This window comes from Streptomyces sp. DSM 40750 (genome assembly GCF_024612035.1).
Classification (GTDB): Bacteria; Actinomycetota; Actinomycetes; order Streptomycetales; family Streptomycetaceae; genus Streptomyces.
In genome coordinates this window covers 5,356,180-5,378,025 of sequence record NZ_CP102513.1, presented here as the reverse complement: position 1 = coordinate 5,378,025, position 21,846 = coordinate 5,356,180, and the positions used below count along the sequence as shown (strand labels likewise).

At 70.1% G+C, this 21,846-nt stretch carries 19 protein-coding genes, 2 pseudogenes and 1 riboswitch; of the genes and pseudogenes, 12 read left to right on the top strand and 9 right to left on the bottom strand.

Features of this window, described 5'->3' with window-relative positions; genetic code table 11:
- Positions 1-64 precede the first annotated feature (64 nt).
- The 3 genes from JIX55_RS23965 to otsB all read left to right on the top strand — a co-directional run bounded on the left by JIX55_RS23965 (position 65) and on the right by otsB (position 2,623).
- Positions 65-1,285: an extracellular solute-binding protein gene (locus JIX55_RS23965; protein ID WP_257569458.1), complete on the top strand. Its 1,221-nt coding sequence runs from the start codon at positions 65-67 to the stop codon at positions 1,283-1,285.
- A gap of 232 nt (positions 1,286-1,517) precedes the next feature.
- Positions 1,518-1,745 (top strand): DUF3263 domain-containing protein, encoded by a 228-nt coding sequence (locus tag JIX55_RS23960; protein WP_257565367.1) that lies wholly within the window; start codon positions 1,518-1,520, stop codon positions 1,743-1,745.
- A 17-nt stretch (positions 1,746-1,762) separates the two neighbouring features.
- On the top strand, positions 1,763-2,623 hold the full coding sequence (otsB, locus tag JIX55_RS23955; protein ID WP_257565366.1) for a trehalose-phosphatase: 861 nt from the start codon (positions 1,763-1,765) through the stop codon (positions 2,621-2,623).
- A 20-nt stretch (positions 2,624-2,643) separates the two neighbouring features.
- Here otsB and JIX55_RS23950 read toward each other — a convergent pair whose 3' ends face one another.
- Both JIX55_RS23950 and JIX55_RS23945 read right to left on the bottom strand, forming a co-directional pair.
- Positions 2,644-4,053, bottom strand: a complete 1,410-nt coding sequence (locus JIX55_RS23950; protein ID WP_257565365.1) for an alpha,alpha-trehalose-phosphate synthase (UDP-forming) — start codon at positions 4,051-4,053, stop codon at positions 2,644-2,646.
- Between the two features lie 264 nt (positions 4,054-4,317).
- Complete coding sequence (locus tag JIX55_RS23945) at positions 4,318-5,262, bottom strand: glucosyl-3-phosphoglycerate synthase (protein ID WP_257565364.1); 945 nt, start codon at positions 5,260-5,262, stop codon at positions 4,318-4,320.
- Positions 5,263-5,393: 131 nt separating this feature from the next.
- Positions 5,394-5,550: riboswitch (SAM riboswitch) on the top strand.
- Between the two features lie 18 nt (positions 5,551-5,568).
- Between JIX55_RS23945 and thrC the strand changes: the two genes are divergently transcribed.
- From thrC to JIX55_RS23915, 6 genes are all read left to right on the top strand, one after another.
- On the top strand, positions 5,569-6,852 hold the full coding sequence (gene thrC / locus JIX55_RS23940) for a threonine synthase (protein WP_257565363.1): 1,284 nt from the start codon (positions 5,569-5,571) through the stop codon (positions 6,850-6,852).
- 89 nt (positions 6,853-6,941) lie between these two features.
- Positions 6,942-7,217 carry a MoaD/ThiS family protein gene (locus JIX55_RS23935; RefSeq protein WP_257565362.1) on the top strand — a complete coding sequence of 92 codons (276 nt, stop codon included), beginning with the start codon at positions 6,942-6,944 and terminating at the stop codon, positions 7,215-7,217.
- Between the two features lie 462 nt (positions 7,218-7,679).
- Positions 7,680-7,886: a cold-shock protein gene (locus JIX55_RS23930; RefSeq protein ID WP_005486335.1), complete on the top strand. Its 207-nt coding sequence runs from the start codon at positions 7,680-7,682 to the stop codon at positions 7,884-7,886.
- Between the two features lie 367 nt (positions 7,887-8,253).
- The gene (groL, locus tag JIX55_RS23925) at positions 8,254-9,876 is read left to right on the top strand and encodes a chaperonin GroEL (RefSeq protein ID WP_257565361.1); all 1,623 of its coding nucleotides are present in this window, start codon (positions 8,254-8,256) and stop codon (positions 9,874-9,876) included.
- A gap of 268 nt (positions 9,877-10,144) precedes the next feature.
- Positions 10,145-11,266, top strand: a complete 1,122-nt coding sequence (locus JIX55_RS23920; RefSeq protein ID WP_257565360.1) for an NADH:flavin oxidoreductase — start codon at positions 10,145-10,147, stop codon at positions 11,264-11,266.
- A 216-nt stretch (positions 11,267-11,482) separates the two neighbouring features.
- Positions 11,483-12,139 carry a superoxide dismutase family protein gene (locus JIX55_RS23915; RefSeq protein ID WP_257565359.1) on the top strand — a complete coding sequence of 219 codons (657 nt, stop codon included), beginning with the start codon at positions 11,483-11,485 and terminating at the stop codon, positions 12,137-12,139.
- A gap of 57 nt (positions 12,140-12,196) precedes the next feature.
- On the opposite strand, the pseudogene JIX55_RS23910 reads toward JIX55_RS23915, so the two are convergent.
- The 6 genes and pseudogenes from JIX55_RS23910 to JIX55_RS23885 all read right to left on the bottom strand — a co-directional run.
- Positions 12,197-12,433: pseudogene (locus JIX55_RS23910) on the bottom strand (Uma2 family endonuclease); the annotation flags it as partial.
- Positions 12,434-12,472: 39 nt separating this feature from the next.
- Positions 12,473-13,693 carry an RNA-guided endonuclease InsQ/TnpB family protein gene (locus tag JIX55_RS23905; protein WP_257565358.1) on the bottom strand — a complete coding sequence of 407 codons (1,221 nt, stop codon included), beginning with the start codon at positions 13,691-13,693 and terminating at the stop codon, positions 12,473-12,475.
- A 274-nt stretch (positions 13,694-13,967) separates the two neighbouring features.
- Positions 13,968-14,243 (bottom strand): annotated as a pseudogene (locus JIX55_RS23900) (hypothetical protein); the annotation flags it as partial.
- Positions 14,244-14,549: 306 nt separating this feature from the next.
- Entirely contained in the window at positions 14,550-15,095 is a 546-nt protein-coding gene (locus JIX55_RS23895; protein WP_257565357.1) for a DinB family protein, read from the bottom strand.
- 49 nt (positions 15,096-15,144) lie between these two features.
- A complete protein-coding gene (locus JIX55_RS23890) occupies positions 15,145-15,408 on the bottom strand; it encodes a DUF397 domain-containing protein (protein WP_257565356.1) in 264 nt (87 codons plus the stop codon).
- On the bottom strand, positions 15,392-16,231 hold the full coding sequence (locus tag JIX55_RS23885) for a helix-turn-helix domain-containing protein (protein WP_257565355.1): 840 nt from the start codon (positions 16,229-16,231) through the stop codon (positions 15,392-15,394). Before JIX55_RS23885 ends, JIX55_RS23890 begins: the two co-directional genes overlap by 17 nt.
- Before the next feature lie 114 nt (positions 16,232-16,345).
- On the opposite strand from JIX55_RS23885, the gene JIX55_RS23880 reads away from it, so the two are divergent.
- Positions 16,346-16,588 carry a hypothetical protein gene (locus JIX55_RS23880; RefSeq protein WP_257565354.1) on the top strand — a complete coding sequence of 81 codons (243 nt, stop codon included), beginning with the start codon at positions 16,346-16,348 and terminating at the stop codon, positions 16,586-16,588.
- Complete coding sequence (locus JIX55_RS23875) at positions 16,585-16,797, top strand: hypothetical protein (protein WP_257569735.1); 213 nt, start codon at positions 16,585-16,587, stop codon at positions 16,795-16,797. Before JIX55_RS23880 ends, JIX55_RS23875 begins: the two co-directional genes overlap by 4 nt.
- Before the next feature lie 64 nt (positions 16,798-16,861).
- On the opposite strand, the gene JIX55_RS23870 is transcribed toward JIX55_RS23875, so the two are convergent.
- The gene (locus JIX55_RS23870) at positions 16,862-17,371 is read right to left on the bottom strand and encodes a hypothetical protein (RefSeq protein ID WP_257565353.1); all 510 of its coding nucleotides are present in this window, start codon (positions 17,369-17,371) and stop codon (positions 16,862-16,864) included.
- A 183-nt stretch (positions 17,372-17,554) separates the two neighbouring features.
- Between JIX55_RS23870 and JIX55_RS23865 the strand changes: the two genes are divergently transcribed.
- On the top strand, positions 17,555-21,793 hold the full coding sequence (locus tag JIX55_RS23865) for an nSTAND1 domain-containing NTPase (RefSeq protein WP_257565352.1): 4,239 nt from the start codon (positions 17,555-17,557) through the stop codon (positions 21,791-21,793).
- Positions 21,794-21,846 lie beyond the last annotated feature (53 nt).

Here is a 21,846-nt window from a genome sequence, read left to right as displayed (position 1 = left end):
GCAGCGGCGGACGAAGACCGGCGCCAGGAACAGCGGAACGGCGGCTCTGGCCGTGCTGGGGCTGATGGCGACGCTTGCGGGCTGCGGTGCCTCGGAGGCCGACGGCCCGGGCGTCACCCTGAAGCTGGTCGCCGCCGACTACGGCGACTCGAAGGCGAACAGCTCCCAGAAGTACTGGGACAAGCTCGTGAAGGCGTACGAGAAGGACCACCCGGGGATCACGGTCGACGTCAGCGTCTACTCCTGGAACGACGTCGACCGCAAGGTCAAGGAGCTGGTCGCCGCCGGTGAGGCGCCCGACATGGCGCAGATCGGCACCTACGCCGACTATGCCTCCGCCGACAGGCTCTACGAGGTCGACGACCTGCTCTCCATCCCCGTCCAGGCCGGCTTCCTTCCCCAGCTCGCCGACGCGGGCAAGGTGCGGAGGGTCGCGTACGGGATGCCGTTCGCCGCGTCCACCCGCGTCCTCTTCTACAACAAGAAGCTCTTCGCCGAGGCGGGCATCGACAGCGCCCCGCGCAACTGGAGCGAGCTGGCAGCCGACGCCGAGGCCCTCGACAAGGCCGGGGTCGAGACGCCGTACGCGCTGCCGCTCGGCCCCGAGGAGGCCCAGGCCGAGACCATGCAGTGGCTGCTCAGCGGCGGGGCCGGCTACACCGACAACGTCGGCACCTACCGGCTCGACTCCGACGAGAACGTCCGGACCTTCACCTGGCTCAAGGACAAGCTCGTCGACAAGGGCCTCACCGGGCCCACCGCCCCGGCCGAGCTCAACCGCGCCGACGCGTTCGCCGCGTTCGCGCGCGGCGAGGTCGGCATGCTCAACGGTCACCCCAGCCTGATGCACATGGCCGCCGACCAGGGTGTCGAGTACGGCACGGCCGCCATGCCCGGCGCCGACGGCCGTGACCACGCCACGATGGGCGTCGCCGACTGGATGATGGCCTTCAAGCAGAACGGCCACGGCGACGAGATCGGCGACTTCCTCGACTTCGTCTACAGCGACGAGAACGTCCTGTCCTTCTCCCGCGAGTACGACCTGCTGCCGGTGACCGCGTCCGCGTCCGAGGCCATGGCCTCGGACAAGGACGACGCCGACCTCACGCCGTTCCTCGACGAGCTTCCCGACGCCGAACTGCCCCCCGTCGGCAAGACGTCCTGGGCGGACGTCAGCGCGGCGGTCAAGGAACAGATCGGCCGCGCGGTGCGGCCCGACGCGAAGCCGCGGGCGGTGTTGCAGCAACTGCAGAAGACGGCCACTGTGGTGGACCGCGAGGACTGAGGGCGCCGGGCGGGGCGCCGATGAGCTCGGGTGTGCCCGCACGTCTGCGACCGCGCGTGGTCCGTGGTTGCTCGCGCAGTCCCCCGCGCCCCTAAAAGCCCCCGGGCGCGACCCATGCCGTCAAGGGGCGCGGGGACCTGCGCGACCAGCCCCCACCCACCCGCACCCGCCGAACAACCGAACCCCCCGAGCTCCACGGCGCGATGTCACACCCGCCCGTTACCGTGTCCGCATGGACGATCTCGACCCGCGCGAACAGGCCATCCTCGCGCTGGAGCGCCAGGGGTGGCCGGGGCCCGGCGCCAAGGAGCGGGCCATACGGGAGCGCCTGGGCCTGGCCCCGGTGCGCTACTACCAGCTGCTCAACGCCCTGCTCGACGACGAGCGCGCGCTCGCCCACGACCCGGTGACAGTGAACCGGCTGCGGAGGGTGCGGGAGGCCCGCCGGGCCGAGAGATGACGGATAGGGTCGGACCCATGGGCAGCCACAAGGACGCAGAGAACCCCAAGGCCACCTTGCCGACCCCCGTGACCCCGGCCGGACGGGACGCGCTGGACGCGATCCTCGCCGGCCCCGGCCGTACGGTGATCGCGCTCGACTTCGACGGCACCCTCGCCCCGATCGTGCCCGACCCCGAACAGGCCCGCGCCCACCCCGACGCGGTGGCCGCGCTGGCCGCGCTCGCCCCCAAGGTCGCCTCCGTCGCCGTGGTGACCGGGCGCCCGGCCGCAGTCGCCGTCCGCCACGGCGGCTTCGCCGGCGTCCCCGGCCTGGAACACCTCGTCGTCCTCGGCCACTACGGCGCCGAACGCTGGGACGCCGTCACCGGCACGGTCAGCGCCCCCGCCCCGCACCCAGGCGTGGCCGCCGTCCGCGCCGAACTGCCCGGCTTCCTCGACCGCGTCGGCGCCTGGCAGGGCACCTGGATCGAGGAGAAGGGCCGAGCGCTGGCCGTCCACACCCGCCGCGCCACCGACCCCCAGGCCGCCTTCGAAGCCCTCCGCACCCCTCTGACCGACCTCGCCACCCGCCACGGCCTCATCGTCGAGCCGGGCCGCATGGTCCTCGAACTCCGCCCCCCGGGCATGGACAAGGGCGTCGCCCTCCGCGAATACCTGGAAGAAGCCGCCGCCGACTCCGTCCTCTACGCCGGCGACGACCTGGGCGACCTCCCCGCCTTCGCCACCCTGGAAAAACTCCGCACGGAGGGCACCCCGGCCCTGCTGGTGTGCAGCGGCAGCACGGAGGTCACGGAGTTGTCGGAGAGGGCGGACGTGGTGGTGGACGGTCCGCAGGGAGTCGTACACCTACTGGCGGCGATCGCCGAGCACCTCTGACGGGAGGGCGAGGCCCGTGTTCACCCCTCCAACGCCCGCAACTGATCCAGGAACCACTGCGTCGGCGGCAACGCGGTAGCCGCCGCGGCCAACCGCTTCGTACGCTCCGCCCGCTCACCCCCCGGCAGACTCAGCGCCTCGTGCAACGCCCTCGCCGTACCGACCACGTCATACGGGTTCACCACCACCGAGTCGTCGCCCAACTCCTCGTACGCCCCGGCCTCCCGCGAAAGCACCAGCACGCACCCCTCCTCGGACACCACCGGCACCTCCTTGGCGACGAGGTTCATACCGTCCCGGATGGGGTTCACCAGAGCCACGTCGGCCAGCCGGTACGCCGCCAGCGACCGGGCGAAGTCGTCCTTCACATGGAGCACGACCGGGGTCCAACCAGGCGTCCCGTACCGCTCGTTGATCTCGTCCGCCACCCGCTGGACCTCGGCGGTGTACTCCCGGTACACCGCGAGGTCCTGCCGTGACGGGTAGGCGAAGGCGACGTGCACGACGCGCTCGCGCCAGGACGGCTGGTCGTCGAGGAGCTGCCGGTACGCGAGCAGCCCGCGCACGATGTTCTTGGACAACTCCGTGCGGTCGACGCGGACGATCGTGCGGCGCGCAGTGCCGTCGGGGGCCGTCCCGATCTGCTCCCGCAGCGCGGCCATGCGGTCGTCGACGTCGGCCTCGTGAGCGCGGACCCGCAGGAAGTCCGCGTCGGCGCCCAGACCGTGCACGCCGATCCGGGTGCCGGACGGGATCCCGGGGCCCAGTACCGCGTGGCAGCACTCCGTGAACGCGTCCGCCCACCGCTGCGTGAGGAACGCGGCCCGGTCGGCGCCGAGGATCCCGCCGAGCACCTGCGCGGCGATGTCGTCGGGCAGCAGCCGGAAGTAGTCGACCGGCGCCCACGGGGTGTGCGAGAAGTGACCGATCCGCAGGTCGGGGCGGAGTTCGCGCAGCATCCGGGGGACCAGAGTCAGGTGGTAGTCCTGGACGAGCACGGCCGCGCCCTCCGCCGCCTCCTCCGCGAGCGCCTCGGCGAAGGCGTGGTTGTACGTCTCGTACGACGCCCACCGGCGCCGGAACTCCGCGTCGAAGACGGGCTCCAGCGGTGTCTGGTAGAGCATGTGGTGCACGAACCACAGCGTGGAGTTGGCCACGCCGTTGTACGCGTCGTGGTGCACGTCGGCGGGGATGTCGAGCATGCGGACGCCGGGCTCGCCGACACCGCGTCGTACCGCTTCGCGGTCGCCGTCGCCCAGGGCGGAGCACACCCAGACCGCGCCTGCCTCCGAGTCGATCGCGGAGAGGCCGGACACCAGTCCGCCCCCGCCGCGCTTGGAGGTGAGTTCGCCGGTCTTCTCGTCCAGCGCGTACGAGACGGGGCCTCGATTGGAGGCGACGAGGATGCGTGCACCGTGCGTTGATGCCATACGGCTCAACCTAGCCCGGGGGTTCGGCGCTCAAACGTGCGGGTCGGCTGTATACAGGAGCGCCTATGGGGGTGGGGGGTCACTGTTGTTGCGGCGGGTGCGGGTGGTGGGTGGTTGCTCGCGCAGTTCCCCGCGCCCCTGAAGGACACGGCCCCTGCGGGCCGAAAAGCACGGGGCGCAGCCCCTGCTTTTCAGGGGCGCGGGGAACTGCGCGAGCAACCCCCACCCACCCGCACCCGCCACTCCACAGCCCCACCCCTTCGATCACGCGGCCTTTCGTTCCTCGTACTCCGCGATCTCCACCATCGGCGGCCGCTCCTCCAGGTCCACCGAGTAGGTGCGCGGCTCGAAGCCCTCCCGCCCCCGTTCGAACTGCGTCAGGACGGGACGGATGAGGTGGCCTCGGGCCAGCCGGAGTTGCGCGGTGCGGTAAATGGCCGCTGACATGCGTCCGAGGGCCTGGCCGTCCTGGTGGCGGTGTTTGCGGACGCCGACGTCGACCTGGGCGAGGGCGTCGAGGCCGACGAGGTGGAGCGCGTCGACGAGCATGCCCAGTTCGATCCCGTATCCCACCGGGAACGGGAGCTGTTCCAGCAGGGAGCGGCGGGCCGCGTACTCGCCGCCGAGGGGCTGGACGAAGCCGGCCAGCTGGGGCCAGTGCATATTGAGCAGGGGGCGGGCCATGAGTTCCGTCACACGGCCGCCCTGGCCGGCCGCCGAGCCGAGGGGGCGGTCGTACATCGCCTTGACGAGGTCGACGCCGGGATCGGTGAGCAGGGGGCCGACGATCCCGGAGACGAAGTCCGACGAGAACTCCTTGAGGTCCGCGTCTATGAAGCAGACGATGTCGCCCGTCGTGACGAGGAGCGAGCGCCACAGGACCTCGCCCTTGCCGGGGACGGCCGGGAGGCGGGGCAGGATCTCGTCGCGGTGCACGACCCTCGCCCCGGCCGCCGCGGCGACCTCGGACGTACGGTCGGTCGAACCGGAGTCGACGACCACGATCTCGTCGACGAGCGGAACCTGCAGCATGAGGTCATGACGGATGATCGCGACGATGTCGCCGACCGTCTCCTCCTCGTTCAGCGCGGGCAGGACGACGCTGACCGTCCGGCCCGTAGCTCGTTTGGCGGCCATGATCTTGTGGAGCGGGCGGTCGGACATGGACCAGGAGCGGGTGCTCAGCCAGCGCTCGACTTCCTTCAGCACAGTGCGCGGCTCCTCTGCGTTCATCTCGCGGTTCGGACGGCTTCCTCAACTGTCCTGGCCTTCGGTTACAGTCTTGGACAACGCTGGTGACCATCGCATGTCGTGGCTCGTCCGCGTATACAACCGAATACCGCTCATCCAGAGGGGCAGAGGGATACGGCCCGTTGAAGCCCCGGCAACCCTCCAGCCGGTCTCGTGACGATCATTGACGATCGCACCGCGAGGCTCCCGGCTAGGGAAGGTGCCAAATCCGTCTCACGGCGAAGTGCGTCGTGAGGAAGATGAGGAGAAAGGGCCTCGCCTCACATGGCTGCGCAAACTGTTGTCACCGAATCCACGAAGACCGTCGACCTCGGCCCCGCCGCCGCACTGAGCTGTCGCGAGTGCGGCCACCGCGTCCCCCTCGGACCGGTCTTCGCCTGCGAGGAGTGTTTCGGGCCGCTGGAGATCGCGTACGACTACTCCGCATACGACACGGAGGAGCTGCGTAAGCGGATCGAGTCCGGCCCCGCGAACATCTGGCGGTACGCCCCCCTCCTGCCCGTCCCCGCCGACGTGGCCACCAAGCCGAACATCAACCCCGGCTGGACCCAGCTCGTCAAGGCCGACAACCTCGCGCGTGAGCTGGGCGTCACCGGCGGCCTGTACATCAAGGACGACTCCGGCAACCCGACGCACTCCTTCAAGGACCGCGTCGTCGCCCAGGCCCTGGAGGCGGCCCGCGCCTTCGGCTTCACCACCCTCTCCTGCTCCTCCACCGGCAACCTCGCCGGTGCCGTCGGCGCCGCCGCCGCGCGCGCCGGCCTCCGGTCCTGTGTGTTCATCCCGCACGACCTGGAGCAGGGCAAGGTCGTCATGGCCGCGATCTACGGCGGCGAGCTCGTCGGCATCGAGGGCAACTACGACGACGTGAACCGCTTCTGCTCCGAGCTGATCGGCGACCCGGCCGGCGAGGGCTGGGGCTTCGTGAACGTCAACCTGCGGCCGTACTACGCGGAGGGCTCCAAGACCCTCGCGTACGAGATCTGCGAGCAGCTCGGCTGGCAGCTGCCCGACCAGCTGGTCGTCCCCATCGCCTCCGGCTCGCAGCTCACGAAGATCGACAAGGGTCTGCAGGAGCTGATCAAGCTCGGGCTCGTCGCGGACAAGCCGTACAAGATCTTCGGTGCGCAGGCCGAGGGATGCTCGCCGGTGTCGGTGGCCTACAAGTCCGGGCACGACGTCGTACGGCCGCAGAAGCCGAACACGATCGCGAAGTCGCTCGCGATCGGCAACCCGGCGGACGGGCCGTATGTCCTCGACATCGCCCGGCGTACGGGTGGGGCCGTGGAGGACGTGAACGACGAGCAGATCGTCGAGGCGATCAAGCTGCTGGCGCGGACCGAGGGTATTTTCGCGGAGACGGCGGGTGGTGTGACCGTCGGCGTCACGAAGAAGCTGATCGAGGCGGGTGTCCTCGACCCGGCGCTGACGACGGTCGTGCTCAACACCGGGGATGGTCTGAAGACGTTGGATGCGGTGGCCGGGACGGGGCTTACCGCGACGATTCGGCCCAACCTTGATTCGTTCCGTGAGGCCGGGCTTGCGTAAGGCCTGGTAGTCGTTCGTCTGCGGGCCGGTGGGGGCTGGTCGCGCAGTTCCCCGCGCCCCTGAAAACACCGCTGACCGGAGGTCCCATCGTGAGCGTTTCCGTCCGTATCCCCACCATCCTTCGCACCTACACCGGCGGCAAGGCCGAGGTCGCCGCCGAAGGGGCCACCCTCGCTGAGGTGATCGCCGACCTGGAGAAGAACCACAACGGCATCGCCGCCCGGGTTCTGGACGATCAGGGCAAGCTGCGCCGGTTCGTGAATGTGTACGTGAATGACGACGATGTCCGGTTCGAGCAGGGACTGGAGACGGCCACGCCGGACGGTGCGGGCGTGTCGATCATCCCGGCGGTCGCCGGCGGCTGACCCGTGGTCAGTACCCGTCGGTAGTAACCGTGGGTAACACTGATTACCGAGCGTTCATCGAATTGCCCTCTCCGCGAGAGAAGCGGAGGGGGCAATTCTCTATGATTGAGCGCGGTACAGTTGGGGAACCCGGATCGATCGGCGTAGTGATTTCATGCCGGGCGCATATCTGATCGCGCCGCACGCCCTATATGAAGTAGCCAAAGTGTGCATGGCTTTTGCGTGTTTCGTTCCTTTTGTGGGGCCCGACTTGCCCTGAATTCGGGGGAATTGTTCGTACATTCCCGACCGGTCGTGTCCAGAATTCTCGTCCGATTGACCTGTTGCAGAGGGCAGTTGGACAGATACATTCGGCCGCGGTCGACGCGTTCCGGCGCACACCCCCAACCGTTGGGGGGTGAGGTCTGACCCGGATCCGCGAAGTGTGGATCTGTGCAAGGGCCAGTAATAGGGGAGTTAGGCATGGCTCAGGGCACCGTCAAGTGGTTCAACGCGGAGAAGGGGTACGGCTTCATCGCGGTCGACGGTGGTGCGGATGTATTCGTCCACTACAGCGCGATCCAGATGGACGGTTACCGCACCCTGGAAGAGGGCCAGCGGGTCGAGTTCGAGATCTCGCAGGGTCAGAAGGGGCCGCAGGCGGACATGGTCCGACTCGCGGCCGGCTGAAGTAACGCGCCGGGTTTCAACGCAGCGACGTTCTTCGTTCTTTTCGGGAGGGTCCGCACCCCGCACAGGGGTGCGGGCCCTCCTGCGTGTGAGGGGTGCCGAGGGCGCGGGGCGCGTTCACCGCGGATCACCGAGAGGGCGCGCGGGGGCGCGTTCACCTGCGGATCACCTGGAGGCGCTTGCACTCGACCATGCCGAGTGCTAATCATTGGCGTTAGCACTCTGAAGGTGAGAGTGACAACGAGGACCGGGTCGGTGAGGCCCGCAGGCCATGTGGGGCAAGGAACCACGAGGCAGGCAGGCCGTCCGTCGCGGGCGCCAGCGCGGTCCGGAGAAATCCACCCCCTGTCCGGGAGGACCACTTCACATGGCCAAGATCATCGCGTTCGACGAGGAGGCACGGCGCGGTCTCGAGCGCGGGATGAACCAGCTCGCCGACGCCGTCAAGGTCACCCTTGGCCCCAAGGGCCGCAACGTCGTCCTCGAGAAGAAGTGGGGCGCGCCCACGATCACCAACGATGGTGTTTCCATCGCCAAGGAGATCGAGCTCGAGGACCCGTACGAGAAGATCGGCGCCGAGCTGGTCAAGGAAGTCGCCAAGAAGACGGACGACGTCGCCGGCGACGGTACGACCACGGCCACCGTTCTCGCCCAGGCGCTCGTCCGCGAGGGCCTGCGCAACGTGGCGGCCGGCGCCAACCCGATGGCCCTGAAGCGCGGCATCGAGAAGGCCGTCGAGGCCGTCTCCGGTGCGCTGCTCGACCAGGCCAAGGAGGTCGAGACCAAGGAGCAGATCGCCTCCACGGCCTCCATCTCCGCCGCCGACACCCAGATCGGCGAGCTCATCGCCGAGGCCATGGACAAGGTCGGCAAGGAAGGCGTCATCACCGTCGAGGAGTCCCAGACCTTCGGTCTGGAGCTGGAGCTCACCGAGGGTATGCGCTTCGACAAGGGCTACATCTCGGCGTACTTCGCGACCGACATGGAGCGCATGGAGGCGGTCCTGGAGGACCCCTACATCCTCATCGCCAACTCCAAGGTCACCAACGTCAAGGACCTGCTCCCGCTCCTGGAGAAGGTCATGCAGTCGGGCAAGCCGCTGCTGATCATCGCCGAGGACGTCGAGGGCGAGGCCCTGTCGACCCTGGTCGTCAACAAGATCCGTGGCACCTTCAAGTCCGTCGCCGTCAAGGCTCCGGGCTTCGGTGACCGCCGCAAGGCCATGCTCGGCGACATCGCCATCCTCACGGGCGGCGAGGTCATCTCCGAGGAGGTCGGTCTCAAGCTGGAGAACGCGACCCTGGACCTCCTGGGCCGCGCCCGCAAGATCGTCATCACCAAGGACGAGACCACGATCGTCGACGGCTCCGGTGACACCGACCAGGTCGCCGGCCGGGTCAACCAGATCCGCGCCGAGATCGAGAACAGCGACTCGGACTACGACCGCGAGAAGCTCCAGGAGCGCCTGGCGAAGCTCGCGGGCGGCGTGGCCGTCATCAAGGCCGGTGCCGCGACCGAGGTCGAGCTCAAGGAGCGCAAGCACCGCATCGAGGACGCCGTTCGCAACGCGAAGGCGGCCGTCGAGGAGGGCATCGTCGCCGGTGGTGGCGTGGCCCTGCTCCAGGCCTCCTCGGTCTTCGAGAAGCTGGAGCTCGAGGGTGACGAGGCGACCGGCGCCAACGCCGTGAAGCTCGCCCTGGAGGCCCCGCTCAAGCAGATCGCCGTCAACGGTGGTCTCGAGGGTGGCGTCATCGTCGAGAAGGTGCGCAACCTGCCCGTCGGCCACGGCCTGAACGCCGCGACCGGTGAGTACGTCGACATGATCGCCGAAGGCATCATCGACCCGGCGAAGGTCACGCGCTCTGCCCTGCAGAACGCCGCCTCCATCGCCGCGCTCTTCCTCACCACCGAGGCCGTCATCGCCGACAAGCCGGAGAAGGCCGCCGCGCCCGCCGGCGGCGGTATGCCGGGCGGTGACATGGACTTCTGATCGACCCTGGTCGATCACCGTCCTTCAGTACCGAGGGCGGCACCCCCTGGACGCAGGGGGTGCCGCCCTCGGGCGTGTCCGGAACCCGTGTCCGGAACCGGTGGGCGCCCAGGACATCCCGGCGGGCGTGTCCGGGGTCACAGCGGGCGGCGCGCGGCGGCGGAATTCGGTGACGGGCAGGGCGGTTGTGCGGAGTGGCGCTATATGCGTGCGCATGTAGTGCATATTCCACACGATGTCCTGATGACCCTCTCCGAGGAGCCTCTACGTGACCACCGCCGCCACCTCCCGTGCCGCCGAGATTCTGTCCCGCCCCGTCACGATCAACGGCCTGACCGTCCCGAACCGGATCGCCATGGCGCCCATGACGCGGGTGTTCTCGCCCGGCGGTGTGCCCGGCGCGGACGTGGCCTCGTACTACGGACGGCGGGCGGCCGCGGGGGTGGGCCTGATCGTGACCGAGGGGACGTACGTCGGGCACGAGACGGCCGGGGACCTGGACGGGGTGCCGCGGTTCGCCGGTGAGGAGCAGCTCGCCGGGTGGGCGAAGGTCGCGGAGGCCGTGCACGCGGGCGGCGGCACGATCGTGCCGCAGCTGTGGCACATCGGGACCGTCCGGCAGCAGGGCAAGCTCTTCCCCGAGGCCCCGGTCCTCGGTCCGTCCGGCCTGCGGGTCGACGGCACCGAGGCGGAGGGCGGCCGGGCCATGACGCAGGCCGACATCGACGAGGTCATCGCCGCGTTCGCCAAGTCCGCCGCCGAGGCCGAGCGCATCGGCATGGACGGCGTCGAACTCCACGGCGCCCACGGCTACCTGATCGACCAGTTCCTGTGGGAGCGCACCAACCGCCGTACGGACGCCTACGGCGGTGACCTCGTCGCCCGTACGAAGTTCGCGGCGGAGATCGTGGCGGCCGTACGGGACTCCGTGTCCGCGACCTTCCCCGTCATCTTCCGCTACTCGCAGTGGAAGCAGGAGGCGTACGACGGGCGGCTCGCCGAGACGCCGGAGGAGCTGGAGGCGCTGCTGACCCCGCTCGCGGCGGCCGGTGTCGACGCCTTCCACGCCTCCACGCGCCGCTACTGGCAGTCGGAGTTCGAGGGCTCCGAGCTCAACCTCGCGGGCTGGACGAAGAAGCTCACCGGCAAGCCCACCATCACCGTCGGCTCGGTCGGTCTGGACGGCGAGTTCATCACCGCGTTCGCCGGTGAGGGGTCCCAGACCAAGGCCATCGACGACCTGCTGGACGGCCTGGAGGCCGAGGAGTTCGACATGGTCGCCGTGGGCCGCGCGCTGCTCCAGGACCCGGAGTGGGCGGCGAAGGTGCTCGACGGCCGCTTCGGCGAGCTGAAGGCGTTCGAGCCGGCGGCGCTGGGTTCGCTCAGCTGAGGCGCCGCTGATCCGAGCCGCCGCCGATCCGGGGACCTTTCGCCAAGTCTCCCCAGTACCCGGCGGTAGTGATTCAATTCCGTCATATGCGTCGCTGTAGGGTCGAGACCGCAGCGTCGCACGGCACCCCAACTGCCGCTTTTCCGGCGGCAGTTGGGGTGCTCTGTTGTGTGCGGCCGCTCCCCTTCACCCCCCACGAACGGGACGAGAGATCCAATGGCACGACACAAGCTCACCCTCAAGAACAAGCGCTTCATCGCGGCCGGTGCCGCCGTGGCGGCTGTCGCCGGCGGTCTCGCCGTCGCCGCCACCGCGGGCGCCAGCGAGACCCCGGCCGACGTCAAGGTGGACGCCTCGGCCGAGGTCACGGTCACCAGGCCGGTGGAGAAGGTCGTCGTCAAGACGGTGTTCGCCCCGGCCGGCACCGCTGACGTGGCGCCGGCGGTCACCTACAACACCGAACTGGTGCCGGTGGCCGGGCGGGTGCAGGTCAAGGAGGAGCTGCGGCGGGACGGCGGTACGCGGATCGAGCTGCGGCTGCGGGACCTCGTCGCGAACCGTACGTACGGCGCCCACGTCCACACCAAGCCCTGCGGCAAGCTGCCCGCCGACGCCGGGCCGCACTACCAGGACGAGGCGGACCCGAAGCAGCCGTCCGTGGACCCGGAGTACGCCAACGCCGAGAACGAGGTGTGGCTGGACGTGACGACGAACGAGGACGGCTCCGCGCGTTCCGTCGGCATCGTCGACTGGCGTTTCCGTGAGGGCGGGGCCCGTTCCGTGGTGCTGCACGAGGCGGCCACGTCCACGCACGAGGGGCACGCGGGGACGGCCGGGACCCGGCTGGCCTGCGTGAACGTTCCGTTCAAGTAGGCGTTCGCGCGGGTGACGATGCCGGGTCCAGGGGTGCTGCGGGCCCGGCATCGGAGGTCAGGCGTAGTCCTTGAGCTTCTCGGTCCTGAGGGTGATATCGACGGGGGCGGGGAGCTCGACGGTCGCGCCCCAGGGATAGGAGGGCGCCTGCTGATAGCGGCCGTCCTTCGGCTCGCTGAACACCGTGAGGGTGTTGTTGTCGCGGTCGATGAGGAGGTAGACGGGGATGCCGGCTGCCGCGTAGCCGACAGGCTTGTCGATTCGGTCGCGCTGGTCGGTGTCGCGGTCGTGGGAATTGAATCCTCCCCTCCCTGAAGGGAGGGGATTCCTGGCTCAGGCCGCCTCCTGGAGCTGCGCTCCAGGAGGTCTTCCGCCATCAGCACCAGCCGGGTTGAGACCAGCCCGGACGAGCATGACGCGTGCGGAGTTCTTGTCCCGGGGGGACACGTTTCCGCACGCGGTGCAGGTGTAGGTACGCTCACCCAGCGGCAGGCGATGCTTGGCTCTCGCATCGCAGTGCGCGCAGTCCATCGTGGTGTGCGCGGGGTGTACAAGGCGGATGTCCCGCCCGTGCTTGCGGCCCATCTCGATCAGAGCGGCCTTGGTGGCGCCGATGGCGGCGTCGGCGGCCTTGCGGGCCATGCTGCTCCTGGCCAGGAACTTCGGGCGGAAGTCCTCGACAGCGATGGCATCGTGGTCGCGGACCACCTTCTTGGCCCACTTGCGGCCGGTGTCCTGACGCTGTCTGGCGACCTTCTTGTGCGCCTTCGCCCGCAGTTTCTTCGCCTCGCGGTAGCCCTTCGATCCGGGCCGGCCCTTCTTCGGCTTGCGGCGGGCCATCATCCGGTCATACCGGGTCAGCTTCGCCTTCGCCTTCCTGCCGTGCCCGGCATGGGGGAGGTCGTGCGCGTCGGACGTGGTGGTCGCGGTCTCCGTCACGCCCCAGTCGACACCGAGTACACGGCCGGTCTCCGGCAGGGGATGGACCTGGGCGGGGACGACGAACGAGCCATACCAATGCCCGAGGCTGTCCTGGTACACGCGTACCGAGGACGGCTCCGCCGGCAACTCCCGCGACCACACCACGGCCACGACGATGCCGCCCGCCAGATGCAGCCGGCCGTCCTTCAACCGGAACCCGCGCTTGGTGTAGTTGAGGGTCGCCAGCGCCTCGCGTTTCCTCTTGTACGTGGGCATCCCGGCCCGGCGTGCCATGGGCAGGCGCTCTTTGATGTCCTTGTGGGCCTTGGCGCGGGAGCGGCCGAAGTCGCGGATGGCCTGCTGCTGGACAACCGACGAGCCCTCACGCAGCCACGGCACATGGGCGCGGGCTTCGGTCAGCATCCGGTCGAGCTGAGCCGGGCCGCACGTGGTCTTCTGGCCGGTGGACTTGTTGTGCAGGTGTACGGCCCTGGACTTGGCGACGCATTCGTTCCACAGCCAGCGGCACCGGTCCCACTCCGCCGCCAGGGCGGTGCGGGCAGCGGACGACACGCGCAGCCGGTAGGTGTATCGGGCATGCCCGGCCCCCGCAGCCGCCCCCACCTGAACCATCTCGCCCCCTCACAGCCACCCGGCCGGGACACCGCACCGTCCCGAAGCCAACCGTGCGAAGGACCATACGTACGACAGCCGCACAAACACGCCCCGATCCCACAGCCACCACCCCGACCAGCGACCACAGGCACACGCGTTCGCATCACCTCGGTGATGCCGACAGCCCTACAGGTGCTCCGTGCCCTGAACCGGATGCGGCGACGCTCCGCGTCGCAACGTCCGGATGCGATTCCTCCCCGGCGTGAACGCCGGGGCCTCCTCGCAAGAAACAGGTGATCCAGCGCGAACTGCCCAAGTCTGTGGTCACGCACTCACGGCCCCGCCGCAAGTGGCCCGCCTCCTGAAGCCTGTTGAGGGCCGTGCGGAGGGCGCATTGGCCGTACGGGAGTGTCTTGGCCAGCGTCTTCACGGAGATGTCGGCGCCGTCGGGGAGGCGGTCGATGAACGCGGCGATGGCTGCTTCGCGGGGTGGGAGGTGCGCGAAGTCGTGGGCTGTGCGGGGGCGTTGGCCGGGGGCGGTGCGTTTGCCGTAGCCCGGGTTGGCCATGGGCGGGTGGGGGCACGGGGTCGGGACCGCGTGCGCGGGCAGGGAGGCAGCACTAAGCTGGGCAGCAGCCATGGGGATCGAACTTGTCCTTCGATCTCGTAGGTCAAGCCCCCGCAGGTGCTGGTAACACCTGGCGGGGGCTGTTTCGTCTGCGCGCACGCTATCAGCAACGTCACCGTGCGTGGCAAGCCGAATGCGGCAAGTCAACACGCCGGGTGGGAGGGTGGGGTGAGGCCCACCTCCCATTCCTTACAAAGAGGGCTCGAAGCTGGGGGCTTGAGCTTCGGGACCCGTTCTGCCGGTGCGTCAGCCCATGGTCTTGGCGCCGTCCAGGGACTCTCGGATGATGTCGGCGTGGCCGGCGTGCTGGGCGGTCTCGGCGATGATGTGCAGCAGAGTCCTCCGGGCCGACCACCGCGTGTCGGCCTCGAACCACGGGGCCTTGGGCAGCGGGTGGGAGGCGCCCAGGTCGGGCAGGGCGGCGACGACTTCGGCCGTCCGGTTGGCTGTCTCGGCGTACGCGGCCAGCACGTCCGCCAGCGTCTCGCCGGGCAGCATCCGGAACTCGTCCGCCCGGCGGGCCCAGTCCTCCTCCGTCATGGCGGTGAAGTCGCCCATCGCCGACGGGCCGTTCAGGATGAAGTCCACCCAGCCCCGTTCCACCGACGTGACGTGCTTGATCAGGCCGCCGAGGCACAGTTCGCTGACGGTGGTCCGCTGCCCGGCCTGCTCGTCTGTGAGGTCGCGGGTGGTGAGACGCAGGAACTGGCGGTGCTTGGCCAGCGTCTCCAGCAGGTCGGTGCGCTCGTCGGTGGTCAGGGCGGGGGCGGGGGTGCTCGTGGTGGTGTTCATGGCTTCACGGTAGGAGCCATGTAGGTCAGATCCTGACCTCTTGGGCGGGTCAGTCGCGTTTGAGGTTCTCGACGAACACGGACCACGCCTCGGCCCGGAACACGAGCTTCGGGCCGAGGGGGGTTTTGGAGTCGCGGACGGGGACGACGGGGAGGGGGCCACTGGCGACTTCCAGGCAGTTGCCTCCGCTGCCTCCGCTGAAGGTCGACTTGCGCCAGCGGGCGACCTCTAGGCAGTTGTCGCCGCCACCGCCGCTGTAGCTGGACTTGTGCCAGGTGGCGGTGCTCAGGTCGTGGTCAGGGATGTTCCTCATGGGCATAATCCTGCGCCAACGCCTCGACCATGGCCAGGGACTTCTCTGGCGGGAGCGCGGAGGCCGCGAGGAGTTCGAAGGTGAGCTTGAGTTGAGTGACTAGGGCCGGGTCGTCCTCCAGCCGTCCGATGCGGACGCCCTCGAAGTAGGCCAGTGGAGGGGCGTCCTCGAAGTCCATCAGCCTCAGCGAGCCCTGCATGGCTGTGTGCCCTCCCGCGCTGAACGGCAGTACCTGCACGATGACCCGGCTCCGGTGGGCCAGGCCCGCGACGTGAGTCAGGGCCTCTGCCATCACGGCCCGGCCGCCGGTCTCCCGGCGCAGTACCGCTTCGTCAAGCACCACCCACAGCAAGGGCTTTGTTGGATCGTCGAGAAGGCGGGTCCGTGCGATCCGGCCCTCCACCCACTCCTCGATGGTCTCCTCTAGTGCCGTCGGGGCGTACGCGCGGTTCACGGCCCGTGCGTACGCGGGCGTCTGGAGCAGCCCGGGGATCAGAAGCGGCTGGTACTCACGGATCGCCGTGGCCAGCGCCTCCGCCTCCGCTGCCTCTGTGAAGTGCTCGGGATAGCGGGACTTGGCCACCGCCTTGCAGTTCCGGCTGAAGAAGTCCCCCGTATCCAGGGCGACATCAATAAGCCGCGCGATCTCCGGCTGCAGGCGCCGTACGGCCGACTCCAGCTGCCCCACGAACGAACCGCTCACGAACAACCGCTGGCCCAACTCCTCCTGGCTGAGCCCCGCCCTCTCCCTGGCGTGGCGCAGCTCGGCGCCCAGGAGTGCCCGGGGTGACGACGACGGGTCGAGGTCCTTCGGTCCTGGCATGGCCACCGCTTCCTGTCCAGCAGTCCCCCTGTTGGGGCGTCGTATCTGGTCAGGCTAGAGGGCTGTCGGCCACGCTGTGTGGTGAAGCGGAAACCCAGCGTGGAGGAAGTGGACGTGAAGAACAGAGCGGCGAACGGGCGGGGCACGACGGGGCGCATCCTGGCGCGGACGACCGAGGAGGCCGTCGAACAGCTCGACCAGGCCCTGCGCGGCGTCGGCATCATCCTGCCGTCCCTGCGCGTCGACCCGGTGACCGGCGCCAGCGAACTGCCGTTCCCGCTCGTCGAGTTGGGCTGCTGCAACCTCCAGGTCGCCGCCCGCCTGGCCGCCGTACTGCGGAAGGCGGCGGAGACGTGAGCGCCCGGCGGCGGTCGTACGCCGTGGACGTACGCGACGGGCGGCTCGGCGAGGTGATGGGGGAGGAGGGCGGTTACGTGCAGCTACGGCCCGTGGGTGGCGGCCGGGAGTGGGACTGTCCACCGGAGGCGCTGCGGGAGGCACCGCCGGGGGAGGTGCTGCGGGCACGGGTGCGGCAGGTGAACAGGGAGGGCCGGCTGCCGTGTTAGGCGTGGCCGTGCCCGGCGGCACCGTCGAGGTGCCGCCGGGTGTGGTCGGTCGCGCCTACCGCGCTCAGCGCCAGTCGTATCCCGCGAGTTCGTACACGGTGTGGGCCTTGCCCTGCTTGAGCAGCACCACCTTCAGGGCGTTGCCCTTGTGGCTCTTCTTTGTCTGGATCCACTTCCCTGCCTTGTTGCAGAGGTGGTAGCCCGTGTTGCCCTTGACGGCGACGTACTTGCGGTTCTCGACGTCCCAGATCTGGGCCTTGATCCTCGCCCCGTCACCGCCGTTCGAGCAGTTGAAGTGGACGCCGGTGGACGTGCCCCTCGCGACGAAGGCGCTGGACACCCACTTGGTGTGGGTCTGGAAGTACTTGGCGGGAACCGCGGTCGGCCCCCACTGGCGGTGCCACTTGGCGGCGGCCTTCACCTCGCCCTGGGCCGCGCCCCGATTGGAGTCGGTGACGGTGGCCACGGACGTCTCGGCGGGCTTCGCGTCGAAGGCGTCGGCCGCGGGGGCGAGGCCCAGTCCGAGTGCGACCGCCAGGGTCGCCGCTCCGATGCCGCTGTGCTTGAGAAGCATGTCGTTTCCTTTCGCTGTCTGTCTGCGTGCTTGCCGGCTGGGCCGTTCGCCCTGCCTGAACTCGACTTCAGCGGCTGGAACGTTGATAAGCACCGGGCTGACCTGGGACTTATCAAAAACGGATGAGCCTGCGTACCGTGACGGGGTCTGTGACCAGAGCGCGGTGTCGGAAGCGGGGGAATCGTGGGGCGTCCCGAGAAGCCGGAGGATCCCTCGGCGGGCCCGGTGCAGGAGTTCGCGTCCGAGTTACGTCGGTTGCGCGAGGCGGTGCCGGGCGGGCTGACGTACCGGAGGATGGCCGCGAAGGCGGGCTACTCGTCGGTGGCGCTCTCCACGGCGGCCCAGGGGAAGAAGCTGCCGTCGCTGGAGGTCACCCTCGCCTATGTCGCGGCCTGCGGGGGCGCCGGGGAGGACCTCCAGGAGTGGGAGCGCCGTTGGCGGGATCTGGCCCGGCAGGTACGGGAGGCCGAGGTCCAAGGCCGTGCGGAGGAGGAGGGGGACGGGCCGTCGCCGTACCGGGGGCTGGCCGCGTTCGGGCGGGATGACAGCGGGCTGTTCTTCGGACGGGACCGGCTGACCGCCGAACTCCTCGCTCTCGTGGACACCCATCGGTGCACGGCCGTGATCGGGCCGTCCGGCAGCGGCAAGTCCTCGCTGCTCCTCGCGGGGCTCGTCCCTCGTCTGGAGCGGAACGACGAGGGCGGCGGGGACGGCGGGGGCACCGGTCGCCGCGAGCGGCCGGCCTCGATTCGTCCTCTCACGCCCGGCGGCCGGCCCTTCGACCGGCTGCGGAAGGCGCTGGTCCCCGCGCCGGGGGTGGGCGAGACGGTCGTGATCGTGGACCAGTTCGAGGAACTCTTCACGCTCTACGACGACCGGGACGCGCGAGCCGGCTTTGTCGAGGAACTGCTCGCCGCCGCCCGCGACCCCGCGAGGCGGCTGCGTGTGGTCCTGGGAATCCGCGCCGACTTCTACGGCCGTTGCCTTCAGCACCCGGGGCTGGCCGACGTACTGCGCGAGGCCGCGCTGCCGGTCGGCCCCATGACGAAGGAGGAACTGGGCGAGGCCGTCTCCAAGCCCGCGCGGGAGCGAGGCCTCTTCGTACGACGGGAGTTGACCGACCGCTTGGTCGCGGAGACCCTCGGCGAGCCCGGCGGGCTGCCGCTGATGTCCCATGCCCTGCTGGAGACCTGGCGCCGCCGCATCGGACGTAACCTCACGCTCGATTCCTACGAGGCCGCCGGCGGGCTGCGCGGCGCCATCGCCCAGACCGCCGAGACTGTCTACGCCGACCTGTCCCCCGGCCAGGCCGCGCTGGCCCGCCGGGTGTTGTTGCGCCTGGTCACGCCTGGGGAGCGGCTTCCCGGGGAGGGCCCCTCCGATCAGTACAGCTCCGAGGGCGCTCCCGACACCCGCCGCCCCGCCGAGCGCGCCGAACTGCACGCCGTCGGCGGGCCCGACCCGGCCGGGGTCGACGAGGTGCTCGAACGGCTCGCCCGGGCCCGGCTGCTGATCCTCGATGGCGACACCGTCGACCTCGCGCACGAGGCCCTGCTGACCGCCTGGCCACGCCTGCGGGCCTGGATCGACGAGAACCGCCGTCGGCTTCTGCTCCACCGCCGACTCACTCAGGACGCCCACGGCTGGGAGAAGTCGGGCCGCGATTCGGGGGCGCTTTATCGGGGGGTTCGGTTGGCGGAGGCGGAGGGGGCGTTCGCGGGTGGCGGTGATACGGCTTTCGATGAACTCACTCCGGGTGAGAGGGACTTCCTGCTCGCGAGCCGGTTCGCCCGTCGGCGGGAGCGGCGGCGGTGGCGTGTGCTGCGGGTCGTGGCGGGGACGACCGTCGTCGCGCTGCTTGTCGCCCTGTCGGTGGCCTGGCAACGGGACGGCGAGGCCGACCGGCGCCGCGAGGAGGCCGCCGCCCGCAGGGTCGCCGCCCTCGCCGACTCCCTGCGGAGTTCCGACCCGGTGCTGTCCATGCGGCTCAGCGCGGCGGCCCGGCGGATCAGCGACACCACCGAGACCCGGGCGGCACTGCTGGAGGCGGCCACCCAGCCGGAAGTCGACGCGCTCACCCTGCCGATCGCGGATGCGGAGCAGGCCGTGCAGCCGCTCCTCAGTGCCGACGGCCGGACCCTCGTCGAGGCGGGGGCGAAGGTCCGGGCATGGGACGTGTCCGCGCATCAGGACAGGGAACTGCTGGCGGAGGAATCGGCGGAGTGGGGAGACGGCGAGGAGTGGGGATGGCTGGATCTGTCCCCCGACGGGCGGCGGATGCTGGCGACCGGGCCCGATCAAGGGACGTATCTCCATGACGTCTCCGGAGGTCCGACCGACAGAGGCAAGCCGTTCCCCGAGGACTTCTGGCAGCCCGTGTTCGGTCCCAGCGGCCGGACCGCTCTGTCCTTCTCGGGGACGCTCCCGGGGGAGGACGATGACGAAGGGGTGAGGCTGTGGGATCTCGCCACGCGGCGTGTGCTGTTCACCGCCGGTACCGCGCTGCAAGGCAGGGTCATCACCAACGACGGTGAACGGGCGCTCAGCAGCTTGGATGTCCCGCCTGCCGAGGGGGGCACGGATTCGGTGGAAGAGACGAGCCGGGACATGGCCGGGGTGAGCGCCGACGACCGGCTGGTGGCACTGTGCACGGATTCCGGTTCCCTTCAGGTGTGGAAGGTCCGTGAGAACCGCCGGGTGAACGCCCGCTGGGTGACCGACGCGTCGCCCTCGGTCTGTGATTCCGCGTATCGCCCGCGGTTCGTTCCGAGGAGCAACAGGCTCGTCGCCCTCACCGACGACGGCATACGCATGTGGGACACGGACACCGGCGAAAAGCTGCCCTTGCTCCCCTTCCGCACACCCGGCGGTGTCGCCTTCAGTGCCGACGGCGCCTATATGGCCGCGTACAACGACACGGGGATCGGGCTGTGGCGGCTGGGCAGCGAATCCCGTACCGTCCTCCGCTTCGCCCTCCGTCAGGAGAAGGTCGTCGACCTGCGGATCGATGCCGCCCAGGGGGTGGTGCGCTATCTGGCCGCCTCGGGGGGCAGGACCACGCGGGTCCGTACGGTCGCCTTCGACACGGTCACCACCACCTCGCGGTGGGAGGAGTCACCGCCCGTCGACGCGCGGTTCGGCCCGGACGGAACGCTGCTGGCCCGGGTGTCCGCGACCGCCGGCACGGCCCGGTTCGAGTTGCGGCGCACCGGCGACGGCACTCGCCGCGCACTCCCCTCGGCGCCCTGTCCGTCAGGAGACGAGGACACGTGCGTCGTACTGCTCGCCTTCGGCTCCGACGGGCGGACGCTCGCCTACGGCACCAGCGCGGAGGAGCGCCCGACCGACGCCTCGGGCGGTATCGTCCTGCCGGACGATCCCGAGCCGCTTCCCATGCCGTCCATGCCGTCCATGCCGTCCGGGGAGCCCTCGGTCGAACCCACTTCCGACGACCCCCTCAGCCTCGACGACCTTCCCGACGACCTCCCCCACGAGACCCCGTCCCCCGGGGAGGACGGCGGGAACGCCTCCGCCGGTGCCGGGGCGACGGCTCCCGTCACCGTCTGGGACATCGGGCGCGGGCGCCGGACGGCGTCGCTGGATCTCCGTGCCGGATCCGAGGAGTTCCACGTGGACGGTCTCGCGCTCTCCGCCGACTCGAACTCGCTGCTGGTGCACCGGTTCGGGGACGCTGGATGGGAGCAGTGGGGCGTACGCGACGGCAAGCGGGAACGGCGAGTGGAGTATCCGGACGCGCCCGCTTCCGCCCTGGTGACGGGCGTCAGCCTGCCGGGGAACGGGATCCCCGCCCGAGCGCTGGACCTCGGGCCCGGCGGACGCCTCATGGCCACGGTGACCGGCCGTGTCACCGAACTGCCCGCCGGGCGCACCACCAACCGGTCGCTCAGCCCGGAGGGCGTCGGTGTCCTGCGGTTCTCCCCGGCGGGCGACCGGCTCGCGGCGGGTGACTCGACCGGCTGGGTCCACTTGTGGGACGGCCCGGTGGTACACCGGCTCGCCGCCTTCGTGGGGACGCAGCAGGACGAGCTCGCGGCGATGTCGCCAAGCGACGGGCCGGAAGTGGAGGGGGAACCCGTCTCCGCGCTCGCCTTCTCCCCCGACGGGAAGACCCTCGCGGTCGGCGGCGCGTCCGGCACCCTGCGCCTGTGGGACGTCGCGAGCGCCCAGCCCCTCGGTTCCCCGCTGCCCACCTCCGGGGACGGGATCCTCGACCTGGCCTTCAGCCGCGACGGCGCGAGCCTGCTCGCCAGTGGGGCGCACGTCCCGTTGCGCACGTATCCGGTGTCGGCCGACCGGACCACCGCCGCCGTGTGCCAACGTGCCGACGGCGGCCTGACCCGGGAGCAGTGGCGGCTCTACCTTCCCGAGGTGCCGTATCGACGGGTGTGCGACGCCGCGTAGTCCGTGAACCGCCTGTGCGCGCGGGCGGGTCGCCCTCACCGCGTGCCGGCCGG

Bases quoted from the DNA above. Each gene is read 5' to 3' on its own strand.
- JIX55_RS23930 (WP_005486335.1), top strand. From the start codon at position 7,680: ATGGCTCAGGGCACCGTCAAGTGGTTCAACGCGGAGAAGGGGTACGGC.
- thrC (WP_257565363.1), top strand. From the start codon at position 5,569: ATGGCTGCGCAAACTGTTGTCACCGAATCCACGAAGACCGTCGACCTC.
- groL (WP_257565361.1), top strand. From the start codon at position 8,254: ATGGCCAAGATCATCGCGTTCGACGAGGAGGCACGGCGCGGTCTCGAG.
- JIX55_RS23960 (WP_257565367.1), top strand. From the start codon at position 1,518: ATGGACGATCTCGACCCGCGCGAACAGGCCATCCTCGCGCTGGAGCGC.
- JIX55_RS23870 (WP_257565353.1), bottom strand. From the start codon at position 17,371: ATGCTTCTCAAGCACAGCGGCATCGGAGCGGCGACCCTGGCGGTCGCA.
- JIX55_RS23890 (WP_257565356.1), bottom strand. From the start codon at position 15,408: ATGAGGAACATCCCTGACCACGACCTGAGCACCGCCACCTGGCACAAG.
- JIX55_RS23895 (WP_257565357.1), bottom strand. From the start codon at position 15,095: ATGAACACCACCACGAGCACCCCCGCCCCCGCCCTGACCACCGACGAG.
- JIX55_RS23885 (WP_257565355.1), bottom strand. From the start codon at position 16,231: ATGCCAGGACCGAAGGACCTCGACCCGTCGTCGTCACCCCGGGCACTC.
- JIX55_RS23905 (WP_257565358.1), bottom strand. From the start codon at position 13,693: ATGGTTCAGGTGGGGGCGGCTGCGGGGGCCGGGCATGCCCGATACACC.
- otsB (WP_257565366.1), top strand. From the start codon at position 1,763: ATGGGCAGCCACAAGGACGCAGAGAACCCCAAGGCCACCTTGCCGACC.
- JIX55_RS23915 (WP_257565359.1), top strand. From the start codon at position 11,483: ATGGCACGACACAAGCTCACCCTCAAGAACAAGCGCTTCATCGCGGCC.
- JIX55_RS23965 (WP_257569458.1), top strand. From the start codon at position 65: ATGGCGACGCTTGCGGGCTGCGGTGCCTCGGAGGCCGACGGCCCGGGC.
- JIX55_RS23950 (WP_257565365.1), bottom strand. From the start codon at position 4,053: ATGGCATCAACGCACGGTGCACGCATCCTCGTCGCCTCCAATCGAGGC.